This window comes from Brevundimonas sp. NPDC055311, from assembly GCF_053645695.1.
This window is the reverse complement of record NZ_JBSHMV010000001.1, coordinates 589,421-605,671: the sequence shown is the minus strand read 5'-3', so window position 1 is coordinate 605,671 and position 16,251 is coordinate 589,421. Positions and strand designations below refer to the sequence as shown.

Below are 16,251 nucleotides of genomic sequence, written 5' to 3'. Positions count from 1 at the left end.
TTGATCCTCACGCGAACTGGGCGTCCAGCGCGGCCAGAACCGCGTCGGTCATCTGAAGGGTGGAAACGGGGGCGACCCCGGCTTCCGAGATGTCGGGGGTACGCACGCGGCTGGACACGACCTGCCGCACGGCGCGCTCAAGCCGGTCGGCCAGATCGGCGCGGTCGAACGACCAGCGCAGGCACAGGGCGAAGGACAGGATGGTGGCGATCGGGTTGGCGACGCCCTGTCCCGCGATATCGGGCGCCGAGCCGTGGATCGGCTCATACAGGCCCCGGCTGTTGCCGCCCTGACCGAGGCCGGACAGGGAGGCGGAGGGCAGCAGGCCCAGCGAACCCGTCAGTGCCGCCGCCGCGTCCGACAGGATGTCGCCGAACAGGTTGTCGGTGACGATGACGTCGAACTGGTCTGGGCGACGGACCAACTGCATGGCGCAGTTGTCGGCGTACATGTGCGACAACTCCACGTCGGGATAGTCGGCGGCGACCTCGGTGGCGATGGCTCGCCACAGGGCGCCGGTCTCCATGACGTTGGCCTTGTCCACCGAGCAGACACGGCGCTGGCGCGTGCGGGCCAGTTCAAACGCCGTGCGGCAGACGCGGGCGATTTCCGCCTCGGTATAGGCTTGAGTGTCATAGGCGCGGCGCTGGCCGTCGGGGCCGACCTCATTGGCGCGGGGCAGGCTGAAATAGACGCCCGCCGTCGCCTCGCGCACGATCAGGATGTCGAGGCCCCGGATCAGGTCGGGCTTCAGCGCCGAGGCGTCCAGCAGTTCGTCGAAACAGACGGCGGGGCGCAGGTTGGCGTAGAGGTCCAGCGCCTGACGCAGGCGCAGTATGCCCATCTCGGGCCGCTGGGCGCGGGGCAGGTGGTCCCACTTCGGCCCGCCGACGGCGCCGAACAGGACGGCGTCCGACGCCAGCGCCTGATCCACCACGTCCTCGGCGATGGGCGCGCCGACGGCGTCGATGCTGGCGCCGCCCGCAAGGGCTTCGCTCAGTTCAATGCGCAGCCCGGCGTTCCGGGCCCAGTCGACGACGCGCAGGGTCTCGCGGATGATCTCCGGCCCGATGCCGTCGCCCGGCAGGACCAGAAGCTTGAACGCGCGGTCAGATGCAGCGGCCACCGTCGACCTCCAGCGCCACGCCCGTGATCATCGAGGCGTCGTCAGAACAGAGGAAGGCGGCGGCGGCGCCCATGTCCTCGGGCGTCGAGAAGCGGCCGATGGGGATGGAGGCCAGGAACTTGGCCCGCACCTCGGGGGTGTCGGCGCCCATGAAGATCTTCAGCAGGGGGGTGTCGCCCGCCACCGGGTTCAGCGCGTTCACCCGCACCTGGAAGGGCGCCAACTCGACCGCCATGGCCCGCGTCGCCGTGATGACCCAGCCCTTGGAGGCGTTATACCAGGTCAGGTTGGGCCGGGGGCTGACCCCGCCGGTCGAGGCGATATTGAGGATGGCGCCCGATCCTTGCGCCTTCATCGCCGGGACGAAGGCCTTCGACATCAGATAGATGGCGCGCATGTTGACGCTGGCGATGCGGTCGAAGGCCTCGTCCGACAATTCGTCCAGCGGCTGGGGCGTGTGGCCGACGCCCGCGTTGTTGACCACGATGTCGACGCCGCCCAGCAGGCGGTTCGCGGTTTTGGCCAGAGCAGTGACGTCAGCGGCGCTGGACACATCGACCTTCACGCCCAGATCGGCGTCGCCCAGTTCAGCGGCCAGCGTGCGGGCGGCGTCGCCGTTCAGGTCGGCGACGATGACGCGGGCGCCTTCCTCGGCGAAACGGCGCGCGATTCCGGCGCCGAAGCCGGAGGCTCCGCCCGTGACGATCGCTCGCTTGCCCTCCAGCCGCTTCGATCTGTTCTCCCCCAAGACGCTTACTCCCTTGCGCTATCCGTGATGGGCCGCGACGGTCTTCAGGGTGGTGAAGGCATAGAGCGCCTCGAACCCTTTCTCGCGACCGTGGCCCGACCTGCCGACGCCGCCGAAAGGCAGTTCAACCCCGCCCGCTGCGCCGTAGTTGTTGATGAAGACCTGTCCGGCCCGCAGCCGTTTCGCCAGACGCATCTGGCGCCCGCCATCGCTAGTCCAGACGCCCGCGACCAGGCCGTAATCGGTGCCGTTGGCTATGGCGACGGCGTCGTCTTCCGTCTCGAACGGGATGACAACGACGGCGGGACCGAAGATTTCCTGCTGAGCCAGCGGATGGTCGGGCGCGACATTGGCGAACAGGGTCGGGGCGACATAGGCGCCGCCGTCGGGCAGGTCGCCCAGCGTCGCCTGCGCCACGATCAGGCCGTCGGCGCGGCCCTTGTCGATGAAGCCTTCGACCATGACCTGCTGCTTCTTCGACACCAGCGGGCCGACATCGCGGTCGTCCATCGCGGGACCGACGGTCAGAGCGCCGAAGCGCTCAGCCATGCGGCGCACGACCTCGTCATAGACGCCGCGCTGGACCAGTACGCGCGATCCGGCCGAGCAGGTCTGGCCCGCGTTCTGGACGCCCGCGTTGACCAGGAAGGGCAGGGCCTTGTCCAGATCGGCGTCGTCGAACACCAACTGGGGCGACTTGCCGCCCAGTTCCAGCGTCACCGGCACGGCGTTGATCGCCGCCGCCTGCTGGATGGCCACGCCCACGCCGGTCGAGCCGGTGAAGGACAGGTGGTTGATGCCCGGATGGGCGGCCAGCGCCGCACCCGCCTCGGCGCCCGTGCCGGTCACGATGTTCAGAGCGCCTGCGGGCAGGCCGCAATCGGCGGCGATGTGGGCGAAGGCCAGCGCGGTCAGCGACGCCTGCTCTGCCGGCTTCAGCACCACGGCGTTGCCGACGCACAGGGCGGCCACGACCGAGCGGCCGATGATCTGCATCGGGTAGTTCCAGGGGATGATGTGGCCCGTCACCCCATGCGGTTCGCGCAGGGTGTAGACGGTGTAGCCGTCCTGGAAGGGGATGGTCTCGCCGTGCAGCTTGTCGGCTGCACCTGCATAGAATTCGAGATAGCGGGCCAGGGCGATCACGTCGTTGCGGGCCTGCTTCAGCGGCTTGCCGACGTCGAGGGCTTCCAGTTCGGCCAGCAGGTCGATGCGAGCTTCGACCTCGCGTCCCATGCGGGCCAGGATGCGGCCGCGCTCGACGGCCGTCATGCGGCCCCAGTCTCCGTCGAAGGCGGCCCGGGCGGCCTGGACGGCGGCATCCACGTCGGCGGCGGTCCCGGCGGCCAGAGCGCCCATGACCTCGCCCGTCGACGGGTTCTCGATCGGCAGAGTCACGTCGCCCCCTGCGGGGCGCCAGACGCCGCCGATGAAGACCTTATCCGTGGAGAAGGGGGCGGCCATATCGTCTGCTCACTGTGAAGGCGATCCCCTCTGGTTCGCCGTCCAGGATAGTGGGCACGATAACGGATCAGGCGCCAAGCCCTTTATGGTTTTGGCCTAAGTCACTGATTTTATGTTCTGGATGCTCAATAAAATGAGCATTTGACACTGGGGCAAGCAGGCGGTGCGGCTTTTCACGCGACGGTTGCAGGCTCCAGCAGCAGGGCCATGATCTCGGCGCCCAGCATCATGTCCGCGACGGGGCCGAAGCGGCGCATCCGCATCCGGCCCAGCCGGTCGACCAGCACCAAACTGGGCGTGCCCTGAAGATTGAAGGCGGTCATGGTGCGCGGCGCGGTGGTGTCGGCCGAAGGCGCGTCGACGGCGACGGGGAAACGGCAACCGTGCTCGGCCAGCCATTGGGTCAGGCCCGCGCGGTCCGACTGCTGGTCGTGATGTTCGAACACGCTGTGGACGCCCAGAACGGCGACCTCGCCGGAGGTGAAGGTCTCGGCCACGCGCCGGGCCTGCGGCAGGGCGTAGTGGGAGCAGCCGGGGCACAGGCGTTGCAGAAAGGCGATGCAGACGACCTTGCCGCGCAGGTCTTCCAGACGCACCGGCTCGGGCGTGTTCAGCCAGTCCACGGCGTCGATCGGGGGCGCGGGGCGATGCATGGGGCGACGCATGGGGGGCGGCTCCTGAACGGCAGGGCGCCCCGATGGAGGCCGGACCTGGAATCGAACCAGGCTGGACGGATATGCACTCCGCCGCGTAACCGCTCCGCCATCCGGCCATCGGGGCGAGGCGTCTGGATAGCAGGCGGCGCCGGGGACCGCCTGGGCCGGTTGAGGATTAGCGGGGGCGCCGGTCGCAGCGCCCCCTGTATGGATCAGTCGTCGGCGGCCTGTTCGGCTTCCTCGGCCTCACGACGGGCGACGCTGAAGCGACGGCCGTAGAGCAGATAGGCGCCGACGCCGATCACGTTCCAGATCAGGAACCACGCTTGCGTTTTCTGCGGCAGGCTGGCCAGCAGATAGAGGCAGCCGGCGATGGCGATCGGGCCGATGACCCAGGCCAGCGGCGTGCGGAAGCCGCGCGGCAGATCCGGCGAGCGGCGGCGCAGGATCAACATGCACAGCGCCACGGAGCTGAAGGCCACCAGCGTCCCGGCGTTGGCCAGGGCGACGATCTCGTCCAGCGGGAAGAACAGGGAGATGGTCCCCACCACGGCGGCGGTGAACAGGGTGATCCGCAGGGGCGCGCCCTTGGCTGACAACTGCGACAGGCCGCGCGGCAGCAGGCCGTCGCGCGCCATGACGAAGAAGATGCGGCTCTGGCCGTAGAAGAAGGCCAGGATGACGGTCGGCAGGGTCAGCACCGCCGTCACGGCCAGGAAGTGGGCGGCGCCCGGCTGGCCGATCTCGCGCAGGATCAGGGCCAGCGGCTCGGGGCTGTTGGCGAACAGGGTGAAGGAGGTCGCGCCCAGGGCCGCCGTGGCGATGACGGTGTAGATGGCCGCGCAGGCCAGCATGGAGCCGACGATGCCGATGGCCAGATCGCGCTTGGGATTGCGGGTTTCCTCGGCCGCCGTGGCGATGGCGTCGAAGCCGTAGAAGGCCGAGAAGATGATGGCGGCGGCGGCCATGATGCCGCGCTCGACCCCGTCCTCGCCCATGGTGCGGCCGAAGCCGAAGGGGCTGAACGGCTCCAGATTGGCCGCGTTGAAATGGGGCAGGGCGAACCAGACGAACAGCACCAGGGCCGACAGTTTCACGACCACGAGGGCCAGGTTCAGCGTGGCGCTCTTGCGGGTGCCGATGATCAGCATTCCGGCGATGACCAGGATGATGAACAGGGCGGGCACGTTGGCGACGCCGCCCGCGTGCGGCCCCTGCATCAGGGCCATGGGCAGGCCCAGCCAGTCGTGCAGCAGGGGCGCCGCATAGCCGGACCAGCTGACGGCCACGGCGCTGACCACCAGACTGTATTCGAGGATGAGGCTCCAGCCGATGACCCAGGCGACGACCTCGCCGATGACGACATAGTTGTAGGTATAGGCGCTGCCCGAGGCGGGGATGGTCGAGGCCATCTCGGCATAGGCCAGGGCGGCGCAGGCGCAGACGAAGCCCGCGATCAGGAAGGACAGCAGGACGGCCGGCCCGGCCTTGTCGGCGCCGATGCCAATCAGGGTCAGGATGCCGGTGCCGACGATGGCGCCCACGCCCATGGCCACAAGATGAGGCCAGCTGAGGCTGCGGGCCAGGCTGCGTTCCTGCGCGTTGACAGTGATGCGCTTGCGCACGTTCCAGCCGCCCATTCGGGATCTCGTCTTCTTTGCGTGTCGGGGGCCGGCGAGCAGACCGGCGCGTCCTGTTGCGTCAGACGCGTCCGCGACACAAGGGGGCGTGCGCTTCAAGACGCCGTCCGATGACCGGCGGATGAGGGTCATCAATCTCCGTTACCGGACAATTCGTCACTCAAACGGCGAGAAAACGGCAAGAAACCTAAGCCGATCCGTCACCGAAGCGCGCAAGCTTCGGAAGCAGCAGCCGCTATCCATGCCGCCGAGGCAGGAGGGAAGCAGGGTCATCCGCGGCGGATGAGCCGCCCACTGTCGCATCCTTTGACCAGACCGGTGGAATGACGATGAACAGCAGCTTCAAGACCCTGCTCGCCGTGGCGGCCAGCGCGCTCGCCCTGGCGGCCTGCGGCGGTTCGGCCGAGGTGGCCTCGCCGGGCGAAGGCGATTTCGGCAACGGCGGCGGCAACAATGGCGGGGGCGGCAACAACGGCGGCGGCAACGGCCAGGCCGCCGCTGACTGCCCGACCGGCTTCGCCAACGTCGGCACCATGGCCAACGGCACGCTGCGCAACTGCCAGCTGCCGCAACAGATCAACGGCTCGCTGACGGTGCCGCTGCGCGCCGGCACCATCTATTCGATCTCGGGCCGCACGGCCGTCGGCACGGACGGCGGCGTCGACGCCTCGGCCAACACGGGCACGCAGGGCATCCTGACGGTTGAGGCGGGGGTGACCATCTTCGCCTCGGGCGGCGGCGACTACCTGCTGGTGAACCGCGGCTCGCAGATCTACGCCGAGGGCACGGCCTCGCAACCGATCATCTTCACCAGCCGCCAGAACGTCGAAGGCACGACGAACGAGAATTCGCACGGTCAGTGGGGCGGGATCGTCCTGGCCGGTCGCGCGCCTCAGGCCAACTGTCAGCTGACCGCGCCGGTCACCTGCACCGGCCAGGTCGAGGGCACCAACGCCTTCTACGGCGGCGGCAACGCCAACGACAACTCGGGCCGTCTGCGTTACGTCCAGATCCGCTACTCGGGCTTTGAGATCTCGACGGGCAACGAACTGCAGGCCCTGACCCTAGCCGGCGTCGGCGCCGGCACCACCATCGAATACGTCCAGTCCTACAACTCGTCGGACGACGGCATCGAAATCTTCGGCGGCAACGTCAATCTGAAGCACATCGTCATCAACGGCGCAGACGATGACGCCTTCGACACCGACACCGGCTGGCGCGGCGGCGCCCAGTTCGGCATCGCGACCCAGCGCGCCCCGAACGCGACCAGCCGCTCGGCCGGTTTCGAGTTCTCGGCCGCCCCGGCCTCGACGCCGCTGGCCCAGCGCTACAACTCCCAGCCCAAGATCGCCAACTGGACCCTGGTGGGCCGCAACTCGCCGACCGACGCCCATACCGTCGCCCACTTTGACACGGGCACGAAGCCGACCGTGATCAACTCGGTCTTCACCAGTGTTTCCGGTTCTCTGGCCGGCTGCCTGGACATCGCCGACTCCGACACGGCCAGCGTGAACCCGGTGTTCAACTCGGTCTTCATGTCCTGCGGCATCTCCTACCGCGCCAGCGGCGCCGCCCGTTCGGAGCCGATCTTCACGGCCGGGACGAACAACACGGCCAAGGGGACCTCGACCCTGACCGCCCCGACTTCGGGCGTGACGATCACCAACCAGGTCCTGACCTTCATCAACGGCGCCAATGAAACCGCCGTGACCCCGGTCAAGGCTTCCAGCGTCCACGCCGCCTTCGTCGACACCGACTACATCGGCGCCGTGAAGAACGCTTCGGACACCTGGTGGCAGGGCTGGACCTGCGGCCTGACCGCCAACGCGAAGTGCTGATGAACCCTCTGGCGAGGCGGCGGTCCGAAAGGGCCGCCGCCGACCCTTTGAGCGTCCAGCCTCTCTCGACCTACGCAAGGCAGCCGAACATGAAGAACAAGACCCTGACCCGTAACGGGGTGCTGCTGGCCAGCAGCGCTCTCGTCGCCGCTTTCGGCGCGCCCAGCCTCGCGCTCGCCCAGGCGTCCGCTCCCGTCGCCGCCGTGGCCCTGAGCAACGAACTGCCCGCCGATCCGGAAAGCCCGGATCAGGTGTCGCAGACCCCGGCCACCCAGTTGGGCGATATCGTCGTCCTGGGCCGCAACATTCCCGAACCGAGCCGTCAGAGCGCCGAGGTGGCCGCTTTCCTGACCTCGGAAGACCTGCAGCGCACCGGCGATTCCACCGCTGCCGCAGCCCTTACGCGCGTGACGGGCCTGTCGATCGTCGAGGGCCGCTTCGTCTATGTGCGCGGCCTGGGCGAGCGTTATTCCTCGGCCCTGCTGAACGGCTCGCCGCTGCCCAGCCCCGAACCGCTGCAGCGCGTGGTGCCGCTGGACCTGTTTCCCTCCAGCATCCTGGCGGGCGTGACGGTTCAGAAATCCTATTCCCCCAACTATCCGGGCGAGTTCGGCGGCGGGGTCATCGACCTGCGCACCGTGGACGCCCCGGCCGAACCCTTCCTGACCTTCAAGGCGGGCGTCGGCGGCAACACCGAGACGACGGGCCGCGACAACCTAGTCTATTACGGCTCGGACACCGACTGGACCGGCTTCGACGACGAGACGCGCAAGGTTCCGGGCCAGATCGCCCAGGCCTTCCGTCTCGGCAAGCAGATCAACCTGGCCAACTTCTCAGCGTCTGAAGTGCAGGCCATGGGGCGGTCGCTGGTCAATGCGCCGCTGCGCCTGATGCAGCGCCAGCAGACCCCGGTCGACGGCAGCCTGGAACTGGCGGGCGGTTTCCGCACCCCGACCGAGATCGGCGACCTGGGCGTCATCGCCGTCGCCGGTTACGACAACTCCTGGCGCACGCGCCAGGCGATCCAGGAAGAGGGCCAGTTCCAGGGCGACGATCTGGTGCCGGTTTCGACCTTCGACGTCGAGTCCAACCAGAACGACGTGCGCCTGAACTTCCTGGGGGGTCTGTCGCTGACGACCGACGATCATGAGGTGAAGTGGACCAACCTCTACGTCCGCACCACGACCAAGCGCGCGCGCACCTCGGCCGGGCCGGACTTCGACGCCGGCGGCAGCGTGATCCGCAACGACTACACCGAGTGGTTCGTGCGTCAGCTGTTCACCAGCCAACTGGCGGGCGAGCACTACTTCGGCGCTGACGGCGAGTGGAAGCTGGACTGGCGCGCGGCCTACGCCAAGACCTCGCGCGACGCTCCCTATGAATCGCGCTTCCAGTACGGCGTCGACGCCCAGGACCGCTTCATCCACAACGTCCAGGGCAACCAGATCTCGTTCAGCGAACTGGACGACGAAATCTGGTCCGGCGGCGTGGACCTGGCCTACAAGCTGCCGATGGCGGCGGGCCGCGAGGCGACCATCAGCGTCGGCGCCTCGACCTTGGACAACACCCGCTCGGCCGAGCGTCACGACCTTCAGTTCGAGGCCGTCAACGGCCTGACCGACAGTCAGCGCCGCGCGCGGATCGACTATCTGTTCTCGGACTACAACATCAATCCGTGGACGTTGCAGTTGCGCGAGATCGCCGGCTCGAACGGCGCAAACGCCTATGACGCCGACATGAAGGTCAACGCGGTCTACGCCATGGTCGACGCCGAGTTCGTGCCGACCATCCGGACCACCTTCGGCGTCCGCTTCGAGGACGGCCAGCAGAGCGTGACCCCGCACGACCTGTTCGGCGGCGCCTCGTCCTATGAGGCGACGGAGATCGAGGAGCAGTATTGGCTCCCGTCGTTCACCGCGACGTGGAACTTCACCGAGGATCAGCAACTGCGCTTCGGCGCGTCCAAGACCATCGGTCGTCCGCAGTTCCGCGAACTGGCGCCCCAGGCCTATACCGACCCGGAAAGCGACCGCGTCTTCATCGGCAACCCCTATCTGACGGACACCGAGATCCTGAACCTGGACGCGCGCTGGGAATGGTATTTCGGCCGCCAGCAGTTCGTAACCGCGGGCGTCTTCTACAAGAAGCTGGACAAGCCGGTCGAAGCGGTGATCGTCGATGTCGGCAACCAGCGCCAGCAGACCTTCCTGAACGCGCCGGAAGCGATCGTCATGGGCGTCGAGGCCGAGGTAAAGAAGTATTTCGAGTTCGCCGATCAGGCGGCCTTCATCTCCAACAAGCGCTGGCTGGTGCAGGCCAACTACACCTGGTCGGACTCTGACGTCTCGGTCGGCGAGGGCGACACCGTCATCACCCTGGGCGGCGGCGGGCGTCCCGAACAGGCGTCGTTCTTCATCCAGGACGGCAGCCGTCTGCAAGGCCAGTCGGAGCACGTCGCCAACCTGCAACTGGGTTGGGAGGACGACACGGCGCGGTCGCAGGCGACCTTCATCCTGAACTACGTCTCGGAGCGGATCACCGCGCGCGGCGCGGGCGTGGGCACGGCGCGCGAGCCGGATTACCTGCAGGAGCCGGGCGCCGTTCTCGACTTCGTCTATCGCAAGGACTTCACCGTGAAGGGCCGCGACCTGGGCTTCGCCCTGGAGCTGCGCAACCTGCTGGGGACGGACTTCGAGGAGTACCAGGAGAAGGGCAACAAGATCCGCATCAACCAGTACGATCTGGGCCAGAGCGCCTCGGTCAGCCTGACGGCGCGCTTCTAAGCGGCGGCAGCGTCGGACATCGAGCCGGGAGGCCCCAGCGGTCTCCCGGCTTTTTTGCGTCCCCTTTCCTGTTGGGAAGGGTGAATGTTTCGCGTCATTCCGTCCGAACCCGCTGCATCTGTCGTGACAACTTCTCGACGCTGTCATGGTTCGGAGCGAGCCGGGTACGGAGCATCCGCCTAGGGAGGCGGTGCGGCCGCGAGAGGCCGTGGGGGATGTCTTCCTTGCTCGCTGGCCTTCGCAAACTGAGCGCCGTTTCGTTGGGCAAGGGCGGCCTGTCCCTTCGCCGTCCGTCGCTGCGGCGCGTGGTCGAGGCGGCCTTGATCCTGCTTCTTCTCGTGCAGGCCGGGCGGCTGGTCTGGCTGTTCGCGGCGCCGACGCCGCAGGCCGTGGAGGCGCGGCCTCTATCTGAGATCGACCTGGGCGTGCTGTCGCGCTTCGACGCCTTCTTCCGCAACGGCGGGGGCGGGGCCGAGGCGGCGCCGTCGGACGGCGGGGGGCTGACCCTGTTCGGCGTGCGCGCGGACGGCGTGGGCGGCGGCTCGGCCATCATCGGCCTGTCGGATGGACGCCAAGTGTCGGCCGGGGCGGGCGAGGAGGTGGAGCCGGGGCTGACCCTGAACGCCGTCGCCCCCGACCACGTCATGCTGTCGCGCGGCGGCGCGCCTTTCCGTCTCGACTTTCCCGACATGGCCTCGGGCGCCGCACCCGTTGCGCCTGTCGCGGCGGCGCAATCCGCCGTGACTGCGCCCGAACCCGCTTCGGCCGAAGGCGTGATGGTCGATCCTCAACGTCTGATCGCCCAGGCGGGGCTGCGGCCGCGCATTCAGGGGCTGGGAATCAACGGCCTGACCGTTTCCGCCTCGGGCGACGGGGGCGAGCTGCGCAACGCAGGCCTGCGCTCAGGCGACGTTATCCTGTCGGTCAACGGCGCGGCCCTGAACAGTCCGCAGGCGCTCGCCGCCCTGCGCGGCCAGTTGGCCGATGCTCCCTCGGCCCAGATCCAGTTCGAGCGCGACGGTCAGGTCCGCTCCACCACCGTAAGGACGCGCCCATGAAGGCCCGTAACCGCAGCATTCTCACCGGCGTTCTGGCCGCTGTTCTGGCGGTCCAGCCGCTGGCCGCTACGCCGGTGATGGCCCAGGAGGCGCGTCAGACGTTGAACGTCCAGAACGCCGACATCCGCGCCTTTGTGCAGGATGTCGCGCGTACGACGGGCCGGACCTTCATCGTCGATCCGGCGGTGACCGGGACGGTGACGGTGTCCAGCCCGCGCCCTCTGACCCGCGCCCAGCTATTCGAGGTCTTCCTGTCGACGCTGCGGGCCAATGGTCTGGTGGTGACGCCGACATCGTCGGGCGCCTATCGCATCAGTCCGGCGCAGGGGGCGGCGCAGGGCCCGGCCACCGTCGGCGCCGAGCGGTTCTCGACCGAGGTCTTCACCCTTCGCCACATCGACGCCGCCTCGGCCGCCGAGACGATCCGGCCGCTGGTCGGGGCGCAGGGGCAGGTGCTGGCCAATCCCGGCGCCAACAGCGTGGTCGTGGCCGACTTCGCCGATAACCTGTCGCGCATCCGGGCGCTGGTCGGCCGCATCGACGTGGACCGTTCGGCCTATGAGGTGGTGGCGCTGGAGAATGCCTCGGCGCGCGAGATCGCCGGGGTGCTGCAACAGGTGACGGGCGGTCCCGGCGGGCCGGGTCTGGTGACGATCACCCCGGTCGAAAGCTCCAATGCGCTGGTGCTGCGTGGCGACGGTCAGGCGCTGGCGCGGGTGCGCGGCCTGATCGCCGATCTGGACGGCCGGGCGCGAGCCAGTCAGGACGTCAACGTCGTCTTCCTTGAACACGCCGACGCCGAACAGCTTCTGCCGGTTCTGCAACAGATTGTCGGCCAGCCTGCGGATGCGGCGGCGCCCTCGTCTCCGCGCCTGCGGACGGCCCGCGCAGCGGCGACCAATGCGACCAGCGGCATGGGGTCGGGCGGCTTGACCACGACGGGCGAGGCCGACAGCGGCCCGATCGGCGCGACCACCGTGACCGCCACCGGCCAGCGCGCCACCATCGCCCGTTTCCCCGGAGCCAACGCCCTGGTCATCTCCGGCCCGGCGGACCTGCAACGCACCCTGACCGAGGTGATCCGCCAGTTGGATGTGCGCCGCCAGCAGGTGCTGATCGAAGCCATCGTCGTCGAGCTGAGCGACAAGGCCGTGCGCGATCTGGGCGTGCAGTGGCTGATGGCGGGCGAGCAGGGCGTCGGCCTGACCAACTATTCCGACCGCGCGGCGCCGCTGGTTCCCATCGCGGGCGGGGCGGCGGCGGGTCAGCTCGACAAGGACGATCCCCTGCGCGAGCGACTGCAGAACCTGGCGCTGAACAGCCTGCTGGGCGCCAACGGCTTCGTCGGCGGGGCGGGCGGCAAGTGGGGCGAGGGCCTGTTCGGCTTCATCATCAATGCGGCCAAGACGGACGCGGGCTCGAACCTGTTGCAGACCCCGTCGATCATGACGTTGGACAATGAAGAGGCGACCTTCCTGGTCGGGCAGGAGGTGCCGATCACCACCGGCCAGACCATTCTGGACGGCAACTCCAATCCCTTCACTACGACCGAGCGCAAGGACATCGGCGTGCGCCTGACGGTGCGGCCCCAGATCAACGCCGGCGGCTCCATCACCCTGACGCTGCGGCAGGAGGTGTCGAGCATCAACGGCCTGCTGACCAGCGGCGCCAACGACCTGATCCTGGACAAGCGCGAACTGGAGACGACGCTGGTGGTCGATGACGGCGACATCGCCGTGGCGGGCGGCCTGCTGGATCAGAACGACCGGCTGGAGACGAGCAAGGTGCCGGGTCTGGGCGACATTCCGGGCGTCGGCGTCCTGTTCCGCTCGACCAGCCGCGAGCGGGGGCGGACCAATCTGATGGTCTTCCTGCGCCCGACCATATTGCGCACCTCCGCAGACGCCCAAGGGCTGGCGGCCGATCGCTGGGGCTATATGCGCGGCGAGCAGCAGCGGGTTCACCCCGATCGCGAGCCGAGTCTGGACGCCCTGCTGCGCGACTATATGCAGGCCCAGCCGCCTGCGGCGCCCGCAGCGGGCGAGCCTCTGGTCATCGCCCCCGCAGCGCCGGTGGCGGCGCGTCCCTTGCCGCCCGTGACGGGGGCCGCCCGGTGATCACCGTCGTCGACCCGCGCCTGCCCTACGGCTTCGCCAAGACCCACGGCGTCCTGCTGCTGGCGGCGGGCGAGGTGATGGCGGTCGGCGTGCGCGAGGGCGCCGACCCTCTGGCTCTGGTCGAGGCGCGCCGCGCGCTGGGCCGCCCGCTGGAGGCGACGCCGCTCAGCGCCGTCGCCTTCGATCGCAAGCTGTCGGAAGTCTATGCGGGCGAGCAACTGACGGCCGCCGACGGCGACGACCTGTCCCTGCCGGTCGGGTTGGACAGTCTGGTGGACGACATCCCGGCGGCGGCCGACCTGCTGGACGCCACGGACGACGCGCCGGTCATCCGCCTGATCAACGGGGTCATCGCCGAGGCCGCCCGCATCGGCGCCTCGGACGTGCATCTGGAAAGCTATGAGACGCGGCTGCTGGTGCGGATGCGGGTGGACGGGGTGCTGCGCGAAGCGCTGAGCCTGAACCCGCGCGTGGCGCCCCTGCTGGTGTCGCGCATCAAGGTCATGGCGCGCCTCGACATCGCCGAGAAGCGTAAACCCCAGGACGGGCGCATCCCCCTGACGCTGGGCGGCAAGTCGCTGGATGTGCGCGTCTCGACCCTGCCGTCGCGCGCGGGCGAGCGGGTGGTGCTGCGGATATTGGACAAGGATCAGGCCGGGCTGACGCTGGACCGGCTGGGCATGGACCCGGCGGCGCTGGAGGCCTTCCGCCATGCCCTGGCCGAGCCGAACGGCATCATCCTCGTCACCGGGCCGACCGGCTCAGGCAAGACGACCAGCCTCTATGCCGGGCTGTCGCTGCTGAACGACGGCTCGCGCAACATCCTGACGGTCGAAGACCCGGTCGAATACGCTATCGAAGGCGTGGGCCAGACCCAGGTGAACCCCAAGGTCGGCATGACCTTCGCCGCCGGCCTGCGCGCCATCCTGCGCCAGGATCCCGACGTGGTCATGGTCGGCGAAATCCGCGATACGGAGACGGCGGCCATCGCTGTTCAGGCCTCCCTGACCGGCCATCTGGTGCTGTCGACGGTCCACACCAATGATGCGGCCGGCGCCGTGACGCGGCTGCGCGACATGGGCGTCGAGCCCTTCCTGCTGGCCTCGACCCTGCGGCTGGTGGTGGCCCAGCGGCTGGTGCGGCGCCTGTGCCCGCACTGCCGGATCGAGGAGACGGCGGACAAGGCCACGGCGCGGTTGATCGGCGCCGAAGAGGGCGTGCGCGTCTGGCGGCCGCACGGCTGCGCCGACTGCGGCTCGACCGGCTATGTCGGGCGCATCGGCCTTTATGAGACCCTGACGGTGGACGAGAAGGTGCGCCGCCTGATTGCCTCGGGCGCGGATGAAGACGCGGTGTTCGACGCCGCCTTCGCGCGCGGCGGGACCCTGGCCGACCGGGCGCGGGCGCTGGTGCTGGACGGCGTCACCTCGGTCGAGGAAGCCCTGCGCGTGGCGCGTCAGGAAACCGCCGCCGAAGAGGTCGCGGCCTGATGGCGGCCTTCGACTATGTGGCGGCCGACGCCATGGGGCGCACGGTCAGCGGCTCCCTGACCGCCGCCGACGAGGCGGCCGCGCGCAAGGCGCTGGCGAAGCGTCAGCTGGCGCCGTTGCAACTTTCGCCCGGTCGTTCGGGCGCGGTCACGGCGTCGAAATCCGGCCAAGGACAGGGAAGGACCGGGCGACTGTCGCCCAAGGCGCTGGCGCTGACGACGCGGCAGCTGGCGACGCTGATCTCGGTTTCTCCGCTGGAGGAGGCGCTGCGCAACCTGATGCTTCAGGCCGACCGGCCCAACGTCCGCCGCGTGCTGGAAGGCGTCCACGCCGGGGTGATCGAGGGGCGGCGCCTGTCCGACGCCATGGGCCAGCAGGGCGCGGCCTTTCCGCCGCTGTATCGCGCCATGACGGCGGCGGGCGAGCAGTCGGGCGCGCTTCAGCCTATTCTCGAACGGCTGGCCGACGGGCTGGAGCGCGACGAGGTCGTGCGCGGCAAGGTGCTGACGGCCCTCGTCTATCCGTGCGTGCTGGCGGTGGTGGCGCTGGGCGTCATCGTCGCCATGATGACCTATATCGTGCCCAAGGTGGTCGATCAGTTCGACAGCATGGGCCAGACCCTGCCGCTGTTGACGCGCCTGGTCATCGGCCTGTCGGACCTGATGCGCGACTGGGGCTGGCTGCTGCTTCTGGTCCTCGCCGCCGTGGTCGCGGCGGGCCTGATCGCGCGGCGGCGCGAGGCGGTGCGGCTGAAGCTGGATGCCTGGGTCTTGAGGCTGCCGCTGATCGGGCGGTTGACGCGCGACCTGCACGGGGCGCGCATGGCCCGCACCCTGTCGACCATGATCGCGGCGGGCCTGCCGGTGCTGGAGGGGCTGACCATCACCGCCCGCACCGTCTCCAACCGCGCCCTGCGCCGCGCCACCGAACAGATGGCCGAGGCCGTGCGCGAAGGCGGCGGCCTGTCGGCCGCCATGCGCCGCGCCGAGGTCTTCCCGCCCATCCTCGTCTACATGACCGCATCCGGCGAAAGCAGCGGTCGGCTGGAGCCCATGCTGGAGCGTGCGGCCGACTATCTGGAGCGCGAATTCTCCAACTTCACCGCCGTGATGCTCAGCCTGCTGGAGCCGGCGATCATCGTGGTCATGGGCGGGATCGTCGCCGTGATCGTGCTGTCGATCCTGCTCCCCATCCTTCAGATCAACACCCTGGCTTTGGGGTGAGAGAGGCATTGATGTCCGTTCTCAAGACCTGCGCTCGACGTCTGCGCCACATCGCCAAGGCGCGCACCCGGCGCGCTCAAGCAGCGAGCCGCCGCGCGGCGAGCGGTA

Annotated in this window: 11 protein-coding genes and 1 tRNA gene; 6 read left to right on the top strand and 6 right to left on the bottom strand. The window is 69.0% G+C overall.

The genetic code is table 11. The annotated features are described in order from the left end of the window. Nucleotides 1-7: 7 nt before the first annotated feature. From leuB to ACWIDZ_RS02830, 6 genes are all read right to left on the bottom strand, one after another. On the bottom strand, nucleotides 8-1,126 hold the full coding sequence (gene leuB, locus ACWIDZ_RS02855; RefSeq protein ID WP_453988336.1) for a 3-isopropylmalate dehydrogenase: 1,119 nt from the start codon (nucleotides 1,124-1,126) through the stop codon (nucleotides 8-10). Then, complete coding sequence (locus ACWIDZ_RS02850; protein WP_453988337.1) at nucleotides 1,110-1,874, bottom strand: glucose 1-dehydrogenase; 765 nt, start codon at nucleotides 1,872-1,874, stop codon at nucleotides 1,110-1,112. The genes leuB and ACWIDZ_RS02850 overlap by 17 nt, the downstream gene beginning before the upstream one ends. An 18-nt stretch (nucleotides 1,875-1,892) precedes the next feature. Then, a complete protein-coding gene (locus tag ACWIDZ_RS02845) occupies nucleotides 1,893-3,338 on the bottom strand; it encodes an aldehyde dehydrogenase family protein (RefSeq protein WP_453988338.1) in 1,446 nt (481 codons plus the stop codon). A 173-nt stretch (nucleotides 3,339-3,511) separates the two neighbouring features. Then, a complete protein-coding gene (locus tag ACWIDZ_RS02840) occupies nucleotides 3,512-4,003 on the bottom strand; it encodes a redoxin family protein (RefSeq protein ID WP_346487867.1) in 492 nt (163 codons plus the stop codon). Nucleotides 4,004-4,036: 33 nt separating this feature from the next. Continuing rightward, nucleotides 4,037-4,110, bottom strand: a tRNA-Cys gene (locus ACWIDZ_RS02835). A gap of 96 nt (nucleotides 4,111-4,206) precedes the next feature. Then, nucleotides 4,207-5,634 carry an amino acid permease gene (locus ACWIDZ_RS02830; RefSeq protein ID WP_453988340.1) on the bottom strand — a complete coding sequence of 476 codons (1,428 nt, stop codon included), beginning with the start codon at nucleotides 5,632-5,634 and terminating at the stop codon, nucleotides 4,207-4,209. 323 nt (nucleotides 5,635-5,957) lie between these two features. On the opposite strand from ACWIDZ_RS02830, the gene ACWIDZ_RS02825 reads away from it, so the two are divergent. The 6 genes from ACWIDZ_RS02825 to gspF all read left to right on the top strand — a co-directional run bounded on the left by ACWIDZ_RS02825 (nucleotide 5,958) and on the right by gspF (nucleotide 16,143). After that, nucleotides 5,958-7,472, top strand: a complete 1,515-nt coding sequence (locus ACWIDZ_RS02825) for a hypothetical protein (protein WP_453988341.1) — start codon at nucleotides 5,958-5,960, stop codon at nucleotides 7,470-7,472. An 89-nt stretch (nucleotides 7,473-7,561) separates the two neighbouring features. Next, a complete protein-coding gene (locus ACWIDZ_RS02820; RefSeq protein ID WP_453988342.1) occupies nucleotides 7,562-10,255 on the top strand; it encodes a TonB-dependent receptor domain-containing protein in 2,694 nt (897 codons plus the stop codon). 215 nt (nucleotides 10,256-10,470) lie between these two features. Then, nucleotides 10,471-11,313: a type II secretion system protein N gene (locus ACWIDZ_RS02815; RefSeq protein WP_453988343.1), complete on the top strand. Its 843-nt coding sequence runs from the start codon at nucleotides 10,471-10,473 to the stop codon at nucleotides 11,311-11,313. Then, on the top strand, nucleotides 11,310-13,430 hold the full coding sequence (gspD, locus tag ACWIDZ_RS02810) for a type II secretion system secretin GspD (RefSeq protein WP_453988344.1): 2,121 nt from the start codon (nucleotides 11,310-11,312) through the stop codon (nucleotides 13,428-13,430). Before ACWIDZ_RS02815 ends, gspD begins: the two co-directional genes overlap by 4 nt. Further along, nucleotides 13,427-14,920 (top strand): type II secretion system ATPase GspE, encoded by a 1,494-nt coding sequence (gene gspE, locus ACWIDZ_RS02805; protein WP_453988345.1) that lies wholly within the window; start codon nucleotides 13,427-13,429, stop codon nucleotides 14,918-14,920. The genes gspD and gspE overlap by 4 nt, the downstream gene beginning before the upstream one ends. Next, nucleotides 14,920-16,143 (top strand): type II secretion system inner membrane protein GspF, encoded by a 1,224-nt coding sequence (gene gspF, locus ACWIDZ_RS02800; RefSeq protein ID WP_453988346.1) that lies wholly within the window; start codon nucleotides 14,920-14,922, stop codon nucleotides 16,141-16,143. The genes gspE and gspF overlap by 1 nt, the downstream gene beginning before the upstream one ends. The last annotated feature ends 108 nt before the right edge of the window (nucleotides 16,144-16,251 follow it).